Origin of the sequence: Microbacterium sp. LWH13-1.2 (assembly GCF_038397735.1) — a bacterium.
Lineage (GTDB): Bacteria > Actinomycetota > Actinomycetes > Actinomycetales > Microbacteriaceae > Microbacterium.
Genome location: NZ_CP151635.1, coordinates 3411582 through 3424502, shown reverse-complemented (window position 1 = coordinate 3424502; position 12921 = coordinate 3411582). Strand labels below are relative to the sequence as shown.

General features: G+C 68.5%; 13 protein-coding genes. 8 read left to right on the top strand and 5 right to left on the bottom strand.

Annotation, left to right across the window (positions count from 1 at the left end):
* Positions 1-38: 38 nt before the first annotated feature.
* On the bottom strand, positions 39-1382 hold the full coding sequence (locus MRBLWH13_RS16510) for an alpha-L-fucosidase (protein WP_341955998.1): 1344 nt from the start codon (positions 1380-1382) through the stop codon (positions 39-41).
* Between the two features lie 85 nt (positions 1383-1467).
* Between MRBLWH13_RS16510 and MRBLWH13_RS16505 the strand changes: the two genes are divergently transcribed.
* The 3 genes from MRBLWH13_RS16505 (at position 1468) to MRBLWH13_RS16495 (ending at position 4760) form a co-directional block, all read left to right on the top strand.
* Entirely contained in the window at positions 1468-2796 is a 1329-nt protein-coding gene (locus MRBLWH13_RS16505; protein ID WP_341955997.1) for an alpha-L-fucosidase, read from the top strand.
* Between the two features lie 14 nt (positions 2797-2810).
* Positions 2811-3140, top strand: a complete 330-nt coding sequence (locus MRBLWH13_RS16500) for an L-rhamnose mutarotase (RefSeq protein WP_341955996.1) — start codon at positions 2811-2813, stop codon at positions 3138-3140.
* A 111-nt stretch (positions 3141-3251) separates the two neighbouring features.
* Positions 3252-4760 (top strand): hypothetical protein, encoded by a 1509-nt coding sequence (locus tag MRBLWH13_RS16495; protein WP_341955995.1) that lies wholly within the window; start codon positions 3252-3254, stop codon positions 4758-4760.
* A gap of 2 nt (positions 4761-4762) precedes the next feature.
* On the opposite strand, the gene MRBLWH13_RS16490 is transcribed toward MRBLWH13_RS16495, so the two are convergent.
* Complete coding sequence (locus tag MRBLWH13_RS16490; protein WP_341955994.1) at positions 4763-5824, bottom strand: LacI family DNA-binding transcriptional regulator; 1062 nt, start codon at positions 5822-5824, stop codon at positions 4763-4765.
* 59 nt (positions 5825-5883) lie between these two features.
* Here MRBLWH13_RS16490 and MRBLWH13_RS16485 point away from each other — a divergent pair, with 59 nt between their 5' ends.
* From MRBLWH13_RS16485 to MRBLWH13_RS16475, 3 genes are all read left to right on the top strand, one after another.
* Complete coding sequence (locus tag MRBLWH13_RS16485; RefSeq protein WP_341955993.1) at positions 5884-7143, top strand: MFS transporter; 1260 nt, start codon at positions 5884-5886, stop codon at positions 7141-7143.
* A gap of 9 nt (positions 7144-7152) precedes the next feature.
* Positions 7153-7848: an endonuclease NucS gene (gene nucS, locus MRBLWH13_RS16480; protein WP_341955992.1), complete on the top strand. Its 696-nt coding sequence runs from the start codon at positions 7153-7155 to the stop codon at positions 7846-7848.
* Positions 7849-7911: 63 nt separating this feature from the next.
* Positions 7912-8577, top strand: a complete 666-nt coding sequence (locus MRBLWH13_RS16475) for an HAD hydrolase-like protein (protein ID WP_341955991.1) — start codon at positions 7912-7914, stop codon at positions 8575-8577.
* A 94-nt stretch (positions 8578-8671) separates the two neighbouring features.
* Here MRBLWH13_RS16475 and MRBLWH13_RS16470 read toward each other — a convergent pair whose 3' ends face one another.
* On the bottom strand, positions 8672-8878 hold the full coding sequence (locus MRBLWH13_RS16470) for a cold-shock protein (RefSeq protein WP_042540947.1): 207 nt from the start codon (positions 8876-8878) through the stop codon (positions 8672-8674).
* A 583-nt stretch (positions 8879-9461) separates the two neighbouring features.
* On the opposite strand from MRBLWH13_RS16470, the gene MRBLWH13_RS16465 reads away from it, so the two are divergent.
* Entirely contained in the window at positions 9462-10259 is a 798-nt protein-coding gene (locus MRBLWH13_RS16465) for a shikimate 5-dehydrogenase (protein WP_341958343.1), read from the top strand.
* Positions 10260-10289: 30 nt separating this feature from the next.
* Here MRBLWH13_RS16465 and MRBLWH13_RS16460 read toward each other — a convergent pair whose 3' ends face one another.
* The gene (locus MRBLWH13_RS16460) at positions 10290-11165 is read right to left on the bottom strand and encodes an aldo/keto reductase (protein ID WP_341955990.1); all 876 of its coding nucleotides are present in this window, start codon (positions 11163-11165) and stop codon (positions 10290-10292) included.
* Positions 11162-12349 (bottom strand): MFS transporter, encoded by a 1188-nt coding sequence (locus tag MRBLWH13_RS16455; RefSeq protein ID WP_341955989.1) that lies wholly within the window; start codon positions 12347-12349, stop codon positions 11162-11164. The genes MRBLWH13_RS16460 and MRBLWH13_RS16455 overlap by 4 nt, the downstream gene beginning before the upstream one ends.
* A 113-nt stretch (positions 12350-12462) precedes the next feature.
* Between MRBLWH13_RS16455 and MRBLWH13_RS16450 the strand changes: the two genes are divergently transcribed.
* Entirely contained in the window at positions 12463-12912 is a 450-nt protein-coding gene (locus MRBLWH13_RS16450) for a MarR family transcriptional regulator (protein ID WP_341955988.1), read from the top strand.
* Positions 12913-12921: the final 9 nt, after the last annotated feature.

Genomic DNA, 12921 nt, shown 5'->3' with positions numbered 1-12921 from the left:
GAGGGGGGTGGTGCTCGGGTGTTCGGGTACTGCTCGGGTCACTCGGAGAAGTCGATGGCGATCACGTCGATCAGGGCGCCGCTCGGTGCGGGCGCGACGATCCGCAGCTCGCCGAGGTCGTCGCCCGCGATGGAGGCCTCGTGCACCTCGAAGCTCGCATCGTGGGCGAGATCGAGGCCGTCGGCGAGACGATGCACGCGAGTGATCCTGCGCACCGGCAGGCCGCGCACGATGATCTCGTCGACGGGCAGCGCCGTCAGATGCAGATACAGGCGTCCGGCCCGGGCGGTCGTGGGGCCGTGGAAGTCGACGCCCTCGGTGGGCTCCGCGCCGATCACGGATTCGGCGTGCGCCTGCATCCAGTCGGCGAACTCCTGCAACCGCTCCTGCTCGACAGCCGGCAGCGTGCCGTCGGGCCCAGGGCCCACGTTGAGCAGCAGGTTCCCCCCGCGGGCGACCACGTCGATGAGGGTGACGAGCAGCGACCGTGCAGACTTCTCGTTGTCAGGACCCTTGCGCCACGCCCAGTGGTCGCCGATCGTGAGGCACAGCTCCCAGGGCCCGGAGGGCGGGCTCAGGGGAAAGCCCTGTTCGGGAGTGCGGTAGTCGCCCTGCCCGGGGAGGCGGTCGTTGATGACGACGTCCGGCTGCAGCTCCTTGATGAGGCGGCGAAGGCCCGGCGCCGTCCACTCGACGGCGGAGCGCTCCCAGTCGCCGTCGAACCAGAGCAGGTCGATCTGTCCGTAATTCGTGAGCAGCTCGGTGAGCTGGGCGCGCACGTAGTCGAGGTAGCGCGACCACTCCTCCGGGGATGACCGACGGTGGCGGTCGGTGGCATCGGGGGTGTCGGCGAACTCGGCGAGGCCCGCTGCGGGCCAGTGCTCGAGCTTGTAGGGCAGATCCTCATCGCGGAAGGCCGGGTAGTCGGGATGGTTCCAGTCCGGGAGGCTGTAGTAGATGCCGACTTTCAGCCCCTCAGCCCGAACGGCATCGACGAACTCGCGCGTGATGTCGCGGCCGAAGGGGCCGTGCTCGACGCCGAAGTCCGACTGCTCCGTGAAGAACATGTTGTATCCCGCGTGGTGGCGGGCGGTGAAGACGACGTAGGTGGCGCCGGCCTCTCGCGCCCGTCGCGCGAGATCTGCGGCATCCCACTCCGTGGGGTCGAACGTCGGCGCCGTCGCCTGGTACTCGGCGACGGTCACGGCATCCTCCACCTCGTCCGTGCCCGGGATGATCGAGCGCCCGACCAGCGGCCAGGAGATCTCGATCCCCTGCTGCGACGCCTGATCCCAGTGCACGAAGATGCCGAAGCCCGCGCCGCTGAACCACTCCCCACCGGGGATGCGCTCCGTGGGCCGTCGAAAGCCTGCGTCCGTCATCGAATCTCTCCTTTGAGTTCACAATTTCCTATAGGATACGTGATAGACGAAACAGTTCACAAGGGTGTGATGAAAGGTGCCGACCATGGCGATGTTCAAGACCGATCCCGTTCGTCCGGAGGCGTATCGCGAGTTCGAGCGACCGCTGCCCGAGTGGTTCCGCGGTGCAGCCCTCGGGATCTTCGTGCACTGGGGCCCCTACTCCGTGCCCGCCTGGGCGGAGCCGACGGGCGAGCTCGGAGCGGTGCCGAGGGAGCAGTGGTACGCGCACAATCCCTACGCGGAGTGGTACGCCAACACGATCCGCATCGAGGGCTCCCCCGCACACGCGCATCAGCAGGAGGTGCACGGCGGAGCCCCATATGACGACTTCCTCGACCAGTGGAAGGCCGAGGCGTTCGACGCCGACGAGGTGCTCGCGGTCGTCGCGGCGACGGGAGCCGGCTACTTCATCCCGACCACCAAGCACCACGACGGAGTCACCCTGTGGGACGCACCGGGCACCGACGGACGCAACACCGTCGCCCGCGGGCCTCAGCAGGACCTGATCGGGGCCTTCGCCGAGGCCACCCGCGACGCGGGACTCCGCTTCGGCGTCTACTACTCGGGCGGGCTCGACTGGCACTTCTCCGACCTTCCGCCGATCGAGCACGACGGCGACCCGGCTCCCGACGACCTCGCCTACGCCGAGTACGCACATGATCACGTGATCGACCTGATCGACCGCTACCGCCCCGACATCCTGTGGGGCGACATCCGCTGGCCCGACGCAGGGATCGAACCGGGGCCGAAGAGCCTCGCGCACGCGTTCCGCACGTTCTACGAACGCGTTCCCGACGGCGTGGTCAACGACCGCTGGGGCGAATCGCACTGGGACTTCCGCACCAGCGAATACGTGCACGGCACGGCGGTCGAAGTCGGCGAGGCGTGGGAGAACACGCGCGGCATCGGCCTGTCGTTCGGGCATAACCGCAACGAGACGAGCGAGCACCTGCTCTCCGCCCACGAGGCCGTGCGCCTGCTCGTCGATGTCGTCTCGCGCGGCGGCAATCTGCTGCTGAACATCGGACTCGAGGCGTCGGGGCGCATCCCCGAGCTGCAGCGCCGGACGCTCGAGGGCATCGGTGCATGGAACGCCCGGTACGGACATGCGGTGTTCGGTGCTCGACCTGAGCCCCGCATGCAGGCCTCAGAAGTCCCGTGGATCCGCTGGACCCGCACGGACGACGCGGTGCACACCGTCGTCGATCAGAGCGGTCGCGTCCTTCTGCCAGACCCCGATCGAATCCTCGACGAGCGCACGGCCCGCATCGGCGAGCGCACCGTTGCGGCCGAGCGCGTGGATGGTGGGATCCTGGTCGAAGTGGCGGACGCCGCGGCCCCCGTCGCGATCTCCTTCCGCCCCCGGGACTGACGAGAGGCCTCATCATGCGCATCGCCCTCCACTCCGAGATCCGCGACGGCGCGATCGACGACTATCGCACGAACCACGCGCGCATCCCGGATGCCCTCGCGGCGACGTTCGCTCGCATCGGCATCCACGACTGGACGATCTGGCGGTCGGGCCACCGCCTGTTCCACCTCGTCGACTGCGACGACTGGGATTCCGCGGTCGCCGCGTTGAAGGACGACCCCGCCGACCACGCCTGGCAGGCCGACATCGGCCGGTTCGTCGAGGTCTTCCGCGACGCCGACGGAGCCGAAGGCACAGCTCCCCTCGAGCAGATCTGGGATCTGAGGACTCAGGCCTCGTCCTGACCTCGCCACAGGGTCACCGAACCTCTCGAATCGCGCAGACGGTCGTGAATCGAATCCGGATGCTGCCGTTCACGCGATTCGAACGTGTGCGGGCCGTGGCAGAGTAGCTGCGTGACACGGGCATGGGCGCGAGAGCTGGCCGGGTGGATCGCGGCCGCCGCCGTCTCGCTGATCACCGCAGCCACGGTGGCCGCGTCCGCCCGCGCCGACCTGCTGTTCCGCGACGGCGACTCGCTGATCGTCGCGATGGTCGCCCGGTCAGTGCTCTCCGGAGAGAAGCTCGACTGGGCCATGTCGAGCGTGCTCTTCATACCCGAATCCGCGGGCTTCGCGGCTCTCGACGCTGCTCTCCCCGTCGGTGCGAACGGCCTCTTCGCGGTGAGCGGGGCACTGAACCTGCTCGCCCTGTACGGGGCGATCCGCCTGGTCGCGGGGCGGTCCCGCCCGGGTTACGCTCCGGTGGCCTGGTCGATCATCGCTCTCGCCGCCTTCGGCGCTCTGGCGATGACCGAGACGTCCCCGTCGCGCGACGCGCTCGAACTCGCGTCGCTGCAGCTGACCACCACCTACTACTCGGCGACGGTCGTCGCCGTGATCCTTGCGGTCGGCATCATGCGACGCATGCTCGATCGACGAGCACGCGGCGTCGGACTCGTGGTCGCTCTCGGCGCGGTCGCTCTGTTCTCGACCCTCACCAACCCGCTCTTCGCCGTCTGGGGGACGGTGCCGCTGATGTTCGTCCTCGCCGTCACCGCCCTCCTCGACGCAGGCCGACGGACCCGCATCCTCACCGCGGCGGTCACCCTCGTCGGGGCGACAGGACTCGGCTTCCTCGCACGTATTCCGTTCGCGGCATGGATCGCGAACACCGGAGCCGGGTACGCACAGCCAGAGCTCTGGCCCGAATCGATCGCCTACTACGGCGGACTGCTCGCCGACCGTCTCTCGACAGCGCCCGGCATCCTCGCGTCGCTGATGACTCTGGCTCTCGTCACGCTCGCCGTGGTCCGCACCGTTCGTGCGCCCGATGTCGGCTCTCGGCTGGTCGCCGCCGTCGCCTGGATCGTGCCGCTGCTGGTCGTCGTCGGCGCCATCGCTCTCGGCACCCACGCGGCGCGCTACCTCCAGCCGGTCGTCTTCGCACCGCTGCTCGCCCTCGTCGCCGCGCCCCGTGCGGTGACCTTCCCTGTGCGCCTGCGCCTGCGCCGAGCGTCCGCCGCGGCCGCCGTCGCGCTGCTCCTCGTCGGCGGCGGCCTGAGCATCCCTCGCCTCGCGGATGCCGCGCAGCAGCCGGACCCCGATCTCGCCTGCGTCACCGACTGGGTCGACACCTCAGGACGCACCGGCGCAGGGCAGTTCTGGACAGTCCGTCTCCCGAAGCTGCACCTCGACGACCCGTCAGGGCTGGTGCAGGTCGATCATCGGCTCAACGGATACGCGTGGCTCGTGAATCGCACCGACTTCGAGGTCGGCGAGGTCTCGTTCCTCGTCGAGGATTCACAGACGGTGCCGTGGGATCTCCCGGTGTCCGCCGTGCCCGACCGAGTCATCGACTGCGGCCGGTACTCGATCCTCGACTTCGGCGACGCGACGCTGCCCCTCGGCCCTGCGCACAGCTGAGATCAGCGCGCGGGCGGTGCCGTCGTCGTGCCTTCGCGGAACCGGCAGGTGAGGTGCAGCGTCAGGCCCGGCTCGCCTCGGAGCATCCGGGCGACCTGTTCGCCCGCCGCGCGTCCCTTCTCGACGGCCGGCTGCACGCTCGTGGTGAGCACGAGATCGCCGAGCCCGTCGGCGGCGATGCCGTCGAAGCCCGCGACCGACAGATCTTCGGGCACCCGCAGTCCGAGTTCCTCCGCCGCGCGGACGATCCCGACCGCGAGGAGGTCGCTCTGCGCCAGGACGGCCGTCGGCCGCGACCCGGCATCCGCCAGCAGAATGCGTCCGGCGAGAAGACCCTCATCGATCAGGCTGCCGCCCGCCGAGATGGCCGGTGCATCAGGGAAGATCTCGCGCATGCCGGCGAGGCGATCGATCGTGACGTCGACTGTGGCGGAGTCGATGCGCTCCTGAGTCACGGGGCCTCTCTCGCGTCCGGTGTCGAGGGGCAGAGTGACGAGGGCGACGTCGCGGTGCCCCAGGTCGCGCAGATGACGGGCGACGTCAGCGGCCGCCGCGGTGTTGTCGAGCGTGATCCTCGGGATCCCCTCGCCCGCATCACCCTCGATCACGACGACGGGCAGGCCACGACTGCGGACGATGTCGAGCGAGGCCTTCGTGCGGCCGGAGCACCCGATCAGCACGACGGCATCGACGGGCGCGTTCGACAGCGACGATCCGTCATCGCCGGGCTCGTCGCGCATGAGCAGGATGCCCGCGCTCAGGTCGGCCATCCCGTCTGTGAGACCGTCCATCATCGCGGTGGTCACCGGATCGAGGAACGCCGCCCGCAGATGCCCTTCGAGCACCACGGCGACGATGCCGCTGCGTCCTCGGCGCAGCGAGGCGGCGCGCGGGTCGGGCCCGGCGTACCCGAGTTCGGCAGCGACCGCGAGCACCCGCTCGCGAGTCGCCGGCGCGACGTTCGCCTTTCCGCTGAAGACGACCGATGCCGTCGACGTCGCCACGCCGGCCGCGCGTGCGACATCGGCGATGGTCGCCCGGCGCGTGGTCTCGTGACTCGTCATACTCCGAGGATAGCTCCCCCGGTTCCTCTGCATCGAATCGATTCGATATGCTGTCGATCATGGACACGGCTCTCTCCCGATCGCAGTACGTGCGCTGGCGCACGGCGATCTTCGCGATCTTCCTCGCCAGCGGTCTGTCGATCGCGACCTGGGCATCTCGTGTCCCCGACATCAAGCTCGCGCTCGAGGTCGACAAGGCACAGGTCGGCATGCTGCTGCTCGGCGCGGGGATCGCGTCGATCATCGGGATCTCGACGAGTCCCGCGATCATGGCGCGCACCGGCGCACGCCTCGGCATGATGGTGTCGATCTTCACCTTCGCGTCCGGCGTCGCGCTGATCGGCATCGGAGCCAACGTGCTCGGCTCGTACGCCGTCGTGCTCATCGGCCTGGTGCTGTTCGGCCTCGGCAACGGATGCGTCGACGTCATGATGAACGTCGAGGCCACGGCGATCGAGCAGCACTCGGGAAAGACCATCCTCCCGCTCTTCCACGCATTCTTCAGCTTCGGCACCGTCATCGGCGCCGGGCTCGGAGCCCTCGCCGCGCAGCTGCGGATCAACGTCTTCACGCACACCCTCGTGATCGCGGTGCTGATCGCCGCTATCGGTGTCGTCAGCATCGCCAGCGTCCCCCGGCGCCAGGAGGCGCTCGATCCCGGCGACGACGACGGCGAGAAGCCGCACTGGCGCGAGCGGATGCATGTCGCGCTGTCTGCCTGGCGCGAGCCGCGCACGTATGCGATCGGTGTCGTGATGCTCGGCATGTCGTTCGCCGAGGGCGGCGCCAACGACTGGCTCGCCCTGGGGGTCGCCGAAGATCACGGTGGCGGAACCGCACTCGGCGCAGCCGCGCTCGCCACGTTCTCGGTCGCGATGACCGTCGTGCGCGTCTTCGGTGGGCCACTGGTCGATCGTTTCGGCCGCGTTGCGGTGCTGCGCATCCTCGCGGTGGCCGCGGCATCCGGCATCCTGCTGTTCATCCTCGCGCCGAGCCTTCCGCTGGTGTTCGCGGGTGCGGCGCTGTGGGGCATCGGCGCATCGCTCGGCTTCCCGCTCGGAATGTCCGCTGCAGCGGACGACCCCGCCAAGGCGGCCGCCCGCGTGAGCGCCGCGGCGACGATCGGCTACATCTCGTTCCTGGGCGGTCCGCCGGTGCTCGGCTTCATCAGCGAGCACATCGGCCTGCTGAACACCCTGTTCATCCTGGTCGGCCTCGTCGTGCTCTCGGGTCTGTTCTCGGGAGCCGCCCGGCCCCTGCGCCAGGACGAGATGTCGACACCGCCCGTCGCCGCAGAAGGAGTGCGCCCGACGAAGTAGGCTCGACGGGTGCGTCTCGTCATCGCCCGCTGCTCCGTGGATTACACGGGCCGCCTCAACGCCCATCTCCCGCTCGCCACGCGTCTGCTCGTGCACAAGGGAGACGGGAGTCTGCTCGTGCACTCCGACGGCGGCAGCTACAAGCCGCTGAACTGGATGAGCCCGCCGTGCACGCTCGCCACCGAGCTACCGGGCGAAGAGGAGTCCATCGCCGGAGTCACCGAGGTCTGGCGCGTCACGCACAAGAAGACCGGCGACGCCCTGCGCGTGCAGATCTACGAGATCCTGCACGACACCAACCACGACCTCGGCATCGACCCCGGACTGCAGAAGGACGGCGTCGAAGCCGACCTGCAGCGTCTGCTGGCGGAACAGGTCGACCGCATCTCCGACGGCGCGACACTGGTGCGTCGCGAATACCCGACGGCGATCGGCCCGGTCGACCTGCTCGTACGGGATGCCGACGGCGCGGCCATCGCTGTCGAGATCAAGCGCCGCGGCGACATAGACGGCGTCGAGCAGCTCACCCGCTACCTCGAGCTGCTGGGTCGCGATCCGCACCTCGCCCCCGTGCAGGGCGTCTTCGCCGCGCAGGAGATCAAGCCGCAGGCGCGTGTGCTCGCCGAGGACCGCGGCATCCGCTGTCTCGTGCTCGACTACGACGACATGAAGGGCATCGAGTCCGGCATCCCTCGCCTCTTCTGAGGCGAGCTGCACACATGTTCATCACGGTCGGTCGACTCGTGCACTGCCCATAGGCTGGAAGACATGGCTTCTTCCCCCTACTCCTGCGTGCTCTGGGACGTCGACGGCACGATCGCCGACGCGTCGGTCGGCATCCTCCGTCGACTGAACGTCGCCCTCACCCATTTCGGGCACCCTGCGCCGACACGCGAGGAGCTCGTTCACTGGATCGGCCCGCCGATGTTCCAGTCGTTCCAGGCGCAGGCGGGAATGACTCCCGAGCAGTCCGCCGAGGCCGTGGCGTTCTACCGGACGCTCGGCAAGGCCGACGGCTACACGACCGACGTCGCCACCTACCCCGGCGTACCCGAGATCATCCGCGACCTGCACACCGCCGGTGTGCCGCAGGCGACCGCGAGCTCGAAGCCCGAGATCCAGGTCGACGCGATCATCGACTTCTTCGAGCTGCGCCCGTACTTCCTCACGACGGTCGGCGCGACTCCCGACGAGTCGACCCTCGCCTCCAAGACCGACATCGTCGCGGAGGCCCTGCGCCGTCTCGCCGAGCGAGGCGCGGACGTATCACGACCGGTGCTCATCGGCGACCGCCACCACGACGTCGAGGGCGGCAACGCGAACGGCGTGCCCGTGATCTTCGTCGAGTGGGGCTTCAGCGACGCGCACGAAGGCGACGAAGCCGCGTTCCGCGCTGCATCCGCCGACGAGCTGCGCGCACTGCTGCTCCGCTGACCGCCGGACCAGCCCTCCAGAAAGCACAGAACTCCCTGCCGGGGGTCGCATCGAGTGCGGACCACCGGTCAGGGAGTTCTATGGACGTCCGCTCTCAGAGCGGACGGATGTTCTCAGCCTGCAGGCCCTTGGGGCCCTGCGCCACGTCGAACTCGACTCGCTGGTTCTCTTCGAGAGAGCGGTAGCCGGATGACTCGATGGCGGAGTAGTGCGCGAAAACGTCAGCGCCGCCGTCGTCGGGGGAGATGAAGCCGAAGCCCTTCTCCGAGTTGAACCACTTAACCGTGCCCTGGGTGCTCATGTACTGCCTGTTCTGCTGGAAAGAAGCCGACGCAGGATGCCCCGACGTGCTCCACGCTAGTGGAGCACGCGCTGAGCGGAAGTCCCGAGGTCAGCCCGTAACCCAAATGTTGCATGAGCGGTAATCATCGGTCACACACGCGGCACTCGTCTCGACGACGAGAGGTGCCCGAAAAATGGTGTGGCCCTCACCGCGGGGGGAGCGATGAGGGCCGAAGACGACCGGAGGGTGCGTCAGATTCCAGCCTAACCCCTCCGAGACCCTTTTGTCCCCCATATGGGGGACAAATCGGAAAAAACTTGAATGACGTGCGATCAGCGGCCCTCTCGAGCAGCCTGTTGGGGACAGAACCACTCGAGAGGGCCCAATCGCGTGCACGGATCGCCTTGCCTCTGGGGAAGGCAGCCCGTCATCTGGGGTGGACGGAGACGATCAATCCCCTGCGCACGCACCTTCACACTAGGCGAGCAGCCGCCCGGACGCCATGGGGGTTGACCCCGGGCGATATCGGTGAAGGCCTTTCGGCCCGATCTCTCGCAGACTCCGCGGGTACCCTGAGTCGGTGACCATGCTGAACAAAGACATGACGCTGTGCATCTCGCTGTCCGCGCGCCCGAGCAACAACGGAACCCGATTCCACAACTTCCTCTACGAGGAGCTGGGGCTGAATTGGATCTACAAGGCGTTCGCACCGGCCGACCTCGGACAGGCGATCGCCGGCGTGCGCGGGCTCGGCATCCGCGGATGCGCGATCTCGATGCCCTACAAAGAGGACGTGATCGCACTCGTCGACCGCATGGACCCGTCGGCCACCGCGATCGACTCGGTCAACACCATCGTGAACGACGACGGCGTGCTCACGGCCCACAACACCGACTACAGCGCGATCGCCCAGCTGATCGAGCGGAACACGCTCGACCCGTCGTCGTCCGTGCTGCTGCGCGGTTCCGGCGGCATGGCGAAGGCGACGGCCGCCGCCTTCCGTGACGCCGGATTCTCGCGCGTCACGATCGTGGCGCGCAACGAGGAGCGCGGTCGCGGGCTCGCCGACCTCTACGGATTCGACTGGACGGCGGATGCGGATGCCATGACCGCCGACGTGATCGTCAACATCACCCCGATCGGTATGGCCGGTGGGGCGGACGAGCATGCGCTGTCGTTCACCGAGGAGCAGATCGCCGCGGCATCCATCGTGTTCGACGTCGTGGCTCTTCCTGCCGAGACTCCACTGATCGCGGCGGGGCGCGCAGCCGGGAAGACCGTGATCACCGGCGCCGAGGTCGCGACCCTGCAGGCGCTCGAGCAGTTCGTGCTCTACACCGGCGTCCGCCCGACCCCCGAGCAGGTCGCCGCAGCCGAGGAGTTCATGCGGGCGCAGTAAGCACCGCGCCCGCATGACCAGACGGTGGCGTCAGCCGTTGAACTCGGCCGGGTGCGGCCCCGTGCGACCGTCGCGCTCGAGACCGTCTATCGTCGCGAGTTCCTCGGCGTCCAGCACGAAATCGAACACGTCGAGGTTCTGCGCGATGCGCGCCGGGGTCACCGACTTCGGGATCACGACACGACCCTGCTGCAGATGCCAGCGCAGCACCACCTGTGCGGGAGTCTTGCCGTGGCGGCCGGCGATATCGACCACGGAGGCGTCACCGAGCACGGCGCCCTGCGCGAGCGGACTCCACGCCTCGGTGATGATCCCCCGCTGAGCGTTCGCGGCGGCAACCGCACGGTTCTGCAGCGCCGGGTGCAGCTCGACCTGGTTGACCGCGGGCACGACGCCGCCCTCGGACACGAGCCGTTCGAGGTGCTCCGGCTCGAAGTTCGAGACCCCGATCGCGCGAACGCGCCCGTCGGCGTAGAGCTTCTCGAGGGCCCGCCACGTCTCGGCGTACGTTCCGAGCGCGGGCGTGGGCCAGTGGATCAGGTACAGGTCGAGGTGGTCGAGGCCGAGGCGCTCGAGCGACTCGTCATACGCGCGAAGTGCGGCGTCGTAGCCATGGTCGGTGATCCAGACCTTGGAGGTCACGAAGAGGTCGCTGCGGTCGATGCCCGACTGGCTGAGCGCGCGGGCGACGCCCGCCTCATTGCCGTAGACCGCTGCGGTGTCGATGCTGCGGTATCCGGCGTCGAGGGCCGCGGCGACGGCCGCCGTCGTCTCCCCATCCGGCACCTGGAAGACGCCGTAGCCGAGCTGCGGCATCTCGATGCCGTTGTTCAGGGTGACGGTGGGGATGGTGGGAGTGCTCACTGCTGATTCCTTCTTGTTCGGTGTGCGGGTGTGTGCGGTCATGCGGCGACGGTCTGGAGGGTGCCGGTCGCTGCGGGCGACGGCCGCCGGGCCGCGACGACGGCGATCACCATGACGACCAGTGCGGATGCCGTGATCGCGGCGCCGATCCAGATGGGCGAGGTGTAGCCGAGACCCGCAGCGATGCCGAGGCCGCCGGCCCAGGCGCCGAGAGCATTGCCGACGTTGAACGCACCGATGTTCGCGCCGGAGGCGAGGGTCGGCGCTCCGCCGGCGTAGTGCATGATGCGGCTCTGCAGGCCAGGCACCGTGCCGAAGCCGAACGCTCCCATCAGCACGAGAATCCCGATCGTGACGGGCTGCGACCACGCGAAGAAGCCGAACAGCACGAGTACGACGACGAGAGCTGCGATGAAGATCAGGAGAGTGCGGTCGATCGAGCGATCGGCCAGGCGTCCGCCGATCCAGTTGCCGGCCACGAGACCCGCGCCGAACAGCACGAGCAGCCACGGCACCGTGGTGTCGGCGAAGCCCGTGACGCCGGTCAATGTGTACGCGATGTAGGTGAAGGCGCCGAACATGCCGCCGAACGCGAGGGCGGTGACGATGAGCGAGAGCCAGACCTGGCCCGAACGGAAGGCGCGGAGCTCGCTCCGAAGGCTCACCTGCTCGCCTGCGACCTTCGGGGCAGTGACGAGGAACGCGATGCCGGCGAACGCGATCACACCGATGGCCGAGATCACCCAGAACGTCGAGCGCCACCCGAACTGCTGCCCGAGGAACGTGCCGAAGGGCACTCCGAACACGTTGGCGGCCGTGAGACCGGTGAACATGATCGCGATCGCGCGCGCCTTCTTCTCGGGGGCGACGAGCGCGGCCGCGACGACCGAGCCGATGCCGAAGAACGCGCCGTGGCAGAGAGCTGCGATGATGCGGCCGATCATGGCGATCGTGTAGTCCGGGGCGAGAGCGGTGAGCGCGTTGCCCGCGATGAACAGCACGACGAGGCCGAGCAGCACGGGCTTGCGGGGCAGTCGCGTCGTGGCGGCGGTGAGGCCGAGCGCGCCGACGACCACCGCCAGCGCGTAGCCCGAGATGAGCCAGCCCGCCGTGGCCTCGGTGACTCCGAAGTCTGTGGCGACCTCGGGAAGAAGGCCCATGATCACGAACTCGGTGAGTCCGATCCCGAAGGCGCCGATGGCGAGTGCGATGAGTCCGAGTGGCATGGGTGTGCTCCGAAGTCCTCTGCTAAAGTAGTTGCAGACGCGGGATATTGCGTCCGAGGGATAATCGTTGCACACGCAAGTATCCCGCGCAAGCAACTACTTCGGAGGTCACTGTGGGCATCTCAGACGATGCTGTCGAGATCCGCGCTCGGGGCTGGCGGACACTCGCCGCTCTGCACGGCATCATCGAGGCCGACCTCGAGAAGGCGCTCGGCGCATCGGTGGGCCTGTCGGTCGTCGAGTACACCGTGCTCGACGCGCTCAGCAGGCAGGACGGCTGGCACATGCGGATGCAGCAGCTCGCCCGTGCGACGGCCCTGAGCCCGAGCGCGACGACTCGGCTCGTGACTCGTCTCGAAGACCGGGGGCTGCTCACCCGCATCCTCTGCGCCGACGACCGTCGAGGCATCTACACCGAGCTCACGCCGGCCGGCCTGGCGCTGTACGAGCAGGCGCATCCGATCCATGACGACACCCTCGAACGCGCGCTCAGCGATGCGGTGACCCAGCCCGAGCTCGCGCCGGTCGTGCACGCACTGCAGGCAGTGACCGTCGACGCCTGAGCGCCTGCT